Here is a 4,940-nt window from a genome sequence, read left to right on the forward strand (position 1 = left end):
CCGTCGGGGAGGGTGTCGTACGCCTCGAAGACCCGCGGCGGGTCGTCGAGTTCCCCGGCGATCCGCTCGGCCATCGCCGTGTGGTCGAAGCCGCGCCAGGCGCCGGGCACGGCGAAGAACGCGGCCCCCGACTCCCGCAGCGCGAACCGCACCTCGCGGTCCCGGTAGAACGGGATGACCGGTGTCTGGACGGCCCCGAGCCGGGTCAGCGCGAAGGAGAGCAGGGCCGTCTCCAGCCGGGTCGGCAACTGCCAGGCCACCACGCTGCCCGCCCGGACGCCCATCCCGTACAGCCCGGCGGCGACCCGCTCGGCGCGGTCCCTCAGCTCGCCGAAGGTCAGGCGCCGGTCCTCCTGGAGCAGGACCGGGCGGTCGGGGGTGAGGGCGGCGCGGCGTTCGATCAGCTCCCAGAAGGTGCGGGAGGCGCCCAGGGCGTGGGCGGATGCGGTCACGTCGTTCACGGCGGTCACAGCGGTCCCTCCGAACTGACGGCCAGTCAGGTAATGCGGAGAGCGTAGGGCTCCGCGCCTTGTCGGTCCAGGGGTGCGGGGCTAGCCTGAATCCCGCCAGCAAATCTGACGGGTCATCAGAAAACTATCGGAGACTGCCCGCACCCGGGACCGTGCCGAGTGCGCCGGAGGGGACGACACCATGACGGAACTGCCTCGGATCGTCAGCGTCGACGACCATGTGATCGAGCCCGCGCACCTCTTCTCCACCTGGCTGCCCGCGAAGTACCGCGAGCGCGGGCCGCAGCCGCTCACCGCGGGCATCGGGGAGCTGGCGTACACGGGCGGGAAGTACGTCATCACGATGGACCCGGACGGCCCGCCCACCGACTGGTGGATCTACGAGGACCTGAAGTTCCCGTACAAGCGGAACATCGCCGCCGTCGGCTTCGACCGCGACGACATGACCCTGGAGGGCATCACCCGCGCCGAGATGCGGCCCGGCTGCTGGGACCCGGCCGAACGCCTCAAGGACATGGACCTCAACCACGTCGAGGCCTCCCTCTGCTTCCCGACCTTCCCGCGCTTCTGCGGGCAGACCTTCGCCGAGGCGCACGACAAGGAGGTCGCCCTCGCCTGCGTGCGCGCCTACAACGACTGGATGGTCGAGGAGTGGTGCGGTGACAGCGGCGGCCGGCTGATCCCGCTCTGCATCATCCCGCTCTGGGACATCGACCTCGCCGTCGCGGAGATCAGGCGGAACGCGGCCCGGGGCGTCCGCGCGGTCACCTTCTCCGAGATCCCGACCCACCTCGGGCTGCCGTCCATCCACACCGGCTACTGGGACCCGTTCTTCGCCGTCTGCCAGGAGACCGGCACCGTCGTCAACATGCACATCGGCTCCAGCTCCCAGATGCCCGCCGCCTCCCCGGACGCGCCGCCCGCCGTACAGGCCTCGCTCTCCTTCAACAACGCGATGGCCTCGATGATGGACTTCCTCTTCAGCGGGGTCCTGGTGAAGTTCCCGACGCTGAAACTGGCGTACAGCGAAGGCCAGATGGGGTGGATCCCGTACGCCCTGGAGCGCGCCGACGACGTCTGGGAGGAGCACCGCGCCTGGGGCGGGGTGCGCGATCTGATCCCCGAGCCGCCGTCCACGTACTACTACCGGCAGATGTTCTGCTGCTTCTTCCGCGACAAGCACGGCATCTCCGCCCTCGACGTCGTCGGCCGCGACAACGCCACCTTCGAGACCGACTACCCGCACGTGGACTCGACCTTCCCGCACACCAAGGAGGTCGCCCTCGACCACGTCAAGGGACTGGACGAGGAGACCGTCTACAAACTGATGCGCGGGAACGCGATCCGGATGCTCGGCCTGGACCTGGACAAGTAGGCGGGGACGGCGGTGGATCTCACGTACACGGAGGCCGAGGAGGAGTTCCGGCGGCGGCTGCGGGAGTGGCTGGCCGGCACCCTCCCCGGCCTGCCCCCGAAGCCCTCGCCCGACGACTGGCCCGCGCGCCGGGCGTACGACACCGCTTGGCAGCGGATGCTGTACGACGCCGGGTACGCGGGCCTGCACTGGCCGGTGGACGCGGGCGGGCGGGGCGCCACCCCGACCCAGCACCTGATCTACCTGGAGGAGACGGAGAAGGCCGGCGCCCCCTACGTCGGGGCGAACTTCGTCGGGCTGCTGCACGCCGGGCCGACCGTCGCCGCCGAGGGAACGGCCGGGCAGCGGGCCCGCTGGCTGCCCCCGGTGCTGCGCGGCGACGAGGTCTGGTGCCAGGGGTTCAGCGAGCCGGACGCCGGCTCCGACCTGGCAGCCCTGCGCACCCGGGCCGTGCGCGACGGCGACGCCTACGTGATCAGCGGAGCCAAGATCTGGACCTCGCACGCCGAGGTCGCCGACTGGTGCGAACTGCTGGTGCGGACGGATCCGGACGCGCCCAAGCACCGGGGGATCAGCTGGCTCGCCATGCCGATGGACGCCCCCGGCATCACGGTCCGGCCGCTGCGGACCCTGGCCGGGTCCACGGAGTTCGCCGAGATGTTCCTCGACGAGGTCCGGGTGCCGGTGCGCAACCGGGTCGGGGCCGAGAACGACGGCTGGCGGGTCACCATGGTCACCCTCTCCTTCGAACGCGGCACGGCCTTCGTCGGCGAGGTCGTCGCCTGCCGCCGCACCCTGGACGCGCTCGCCGACGAGGCCCGGCGCAACGGGCGGTGGGACGACGCGGTGCTGCGGCGGCGCCTCGGCAGGCTCAACGCCGAGTTCCGGGCGCTGTGGCGGCTCACCCAGTGGAACGTGGCGGAGTCGGAGCGCACGGGCGGCGTCCCCGGCACCGGCGGCTCCGTCTTCAAGCTGCGCTACTCCGGGGCCCGCCAGGAGCTGTACGAGGCGGCGGCGGAGGTGCTGGGCGCCGACGCGTTCGACGTCGACCGGGAATGGGTCCTGGACCGGCTCTCGTCCCTCTCGTACACGATCGCCGCGGGCACCTCCCAGATCCAGCGGAACATCGTCGCCGAGCGCATCCTCGGCCTGCCGAAGGGGCGCTGAGGCCACCGTGGACTTCCAGCTCTCGGACGACCAGCGGGCCCTGCGGTCCGGTATGCGCGACCTGCTCGACGCGGTGTTCGACCGGGACCGGCTGCGGGCGGCGGTGGAGCGCGGCGGGACTCTGGACCGGGCGCTCTGGCGGGAGCTGGGCGCGGCCGGCTTCTTCGCGCTCCGGCTGCCGGAGGAGGCGGGCGGGGTGGGCCTCGGGCTGCCCGAGGCGGTGCTGCTCTTCGAGGAGGCGGGCCGGGCGCTGCTGCCGGGCCCGCTGGTCGCCACCCACCTGGCGGCGGGCCTGGTGAAGGGGGCCGCGGAGGGCGAGGCGGTGGTGACGGCCGTGGACGGGGACCTGCCGGTGGCCCACCTGGCGGAGGCGGACGCGGTGCTGGTGGGCGCCGGCGCCCTCGTCGGGGAGCCGCTGCGCGCCTTCGTCGCCGCCGCCCGGCCCGTACGGTCGGTGGACCCGCTCACACCGCTGCACCGGGTGGCGGGGCGTACGGCGGCCACGGAGGCGTGCCCCGGCGCACTCGACTACGAGGGGGCGCTTCTCACTGCTGCCGAACAGCTCGGCAGCGCCGCCCGGACCACCGAGACGGCCGTTCAACACGCCGGGGACCGAACGCAGTTCGGATCACCCATCGGATCGTTCCAAGCGGTCAAACATCTCTGCGCCGACATGCTCGCCCGCACCGAGCCGGCCCGCGCCGCCGTGTACGCGGCCGCCGTGACCGGCGACCCGGTGGAGATCACGGCGGCCAAACTGCTCGCCGACGAGGCGGCCGTACGCAACGCGCGCGACTGCCTCCAGATTCACGGCGGGATGGGCTTCACCTGGGAGGCAGATGTTCACCTCCACCTGAAACGGGCCTGGCTCCGGGCCGCGGCCCGGCTCGGCGGGGCCGCGGCGGAGGAGCTCCTGGCCGCCGGTCTGGGGGCCGCGCGGCCGGGTTCCGGCAGCTCGGCGGCGCCCGGCGGAGGAGCCCCGGAAGCGGGGGGCGGAGGGTGACGCAGCGCAGCCGGGCGGCGTCGATACCGGCTTGTGTCCTTTGCGTGATTCGTCACCGGGTGGAGTCGGTGTCCGGCTCGGGTACGCTCCGTGGGATGCGAGTGGTTCTGGAACCGGGCGATCCGGGGGCGGCCTGTGCGGCGGCCCCGGTCCGGGGCGAGGGCTCTCGTCGGAGATGTGCCGGGCCTGCCCGAAGAGCGTTTCTCGCGGTCTCTGCGCGCTCCTGTTCGACTCCCCGCAGCGTGCGTCGCACAGTATGCACCACGCGTACTCCTTCGCGCTGGAATATGCCCGAAGCGCTTGTTGCGGTGACTGTACGTCAACCATGCTGTCGCGTAAGGGAATCACGTTCCGTGACCCTGAGGAGGCGCGAGGCGATGTGTCCGCCGGTTCGGATGGTGTGAGCGGTGCAGGTGCTTCAGGTTCAGCTGGAGGTCGGTCCGGATCCCGCGGAAGTGGGGCGGGCCCGTAGGTGGGCGCGGTCGCGTCTGGTCGGTTCCGGGATAGGGGATGACGAGCCTCTCGCCGAGACGCTCATCCTGCTGATCTCGGAGCTGGTCACCAACGCCGTCGTCCACACGGGCTGTCCCGCGGTGCTGCGGATGCTCTTCGGCGGGTCCGGGGCGTCCGGCGCGGCCGGGACCGTCCGGGTCGAGGTCGCGGACGCCAGCGACCGCCCGCCGCTCCAGCGGCACGCGGAGGGCGACGAGACGGGCGGCCGGGGCCTGGAGCTGGTGGACGGCCTCGCGGACCGCTGGGGCTGGCTGCCGGAGGGCGCCGGGAAGCAGATCTGGTGCGAGGTCGACCGGAGCGGCCCGGTGCGGCTCCCGGAGGCGCCCTCGGGCGCCGGCCAGGGCGGCGAGGCGTACGAACCGCCCTCCTGCCTCTTCACCAACCTGGCCTGAGCCCGCCCCCTTCCCTGTCC

At 72.6% G+C, this 4,940-nt stretch carries 5 protein-coding genes; 4 read left to right on the plus strand and 1 reads right to left on the minus strand.

Features of this window, described 5'->3' with window-relative positions; all coding sequences use genetic code 11:
- A partial coding sequence (locus tag HET64_RS36575; protein ID WP_215111543.1) for an AMP-binding protein occupies positions 1–470 on the minus strand: 470 nt, incomplete at its 3' end.
- A gap of 181 nt (positions 471–651) precedes the next feature.
- Here HET64_RS36575 and HET64_RS36580 point away from each other — a divergent pair.
- From HET64_RS36580 to HET64_RS36595, 4 genes are all read left to right on the plus strand, one after another.
- Positions 652–1,845, plus strand: coding sequence for an amidohydrolase family protein (locus HET64_RS36580; protein WP_215111544.1), 1,194 nt, complete (start codon positions 652–654; stop codon positions 1,843–1,845).
- Positions 1,846–1,857: 12 nt separating this feature from the next.
- Positions 1,858–3,012, plus strand: coding sequence for an acyl-CoA dehydrogenase family protein (locus HET64_RS36585; protein WP_215111545.1), 1,155 nt, complete (start codon positions 1,858–1,860; stop codon positions 3,010–3,012).
- A gap of 7 nt (positions 3,013–3,019) precedes the next feature.
- Entirely contained in the window at positions 3,020–4,015 is a 996-nt protein-coding gene (locus HET64_RS36590) for an acyl-CoA dehydrogenase family protein (RefSeq protein ID WP_215111546.1), read from the plus strand.
- Positions 4,016–4,422: 407 nt separating this feature from the next.
- Positions 4,423–4,920 (plus strand): ATP-binding protein, encoded by a 498-nt coding sequence (locus tag HET64_RS36595; protein ID WP_215111547.1) that lies wholly within the window; start codon positions 4,423–4,425, stop codon positions 4,918–4,920.
- Positions 4,921–4,940: the final 20 nt, after the last annotated feature.

It is taken from the genome of Streptomyces sp. McG3, assembly GCF_018619185.1.
In the GTDB taxonomy this organism is placed as follows: Bacteria; Actinomycetota; Actinomycetes; order Streptomycetales; family Streptomycetaceae; genus Streptomyces.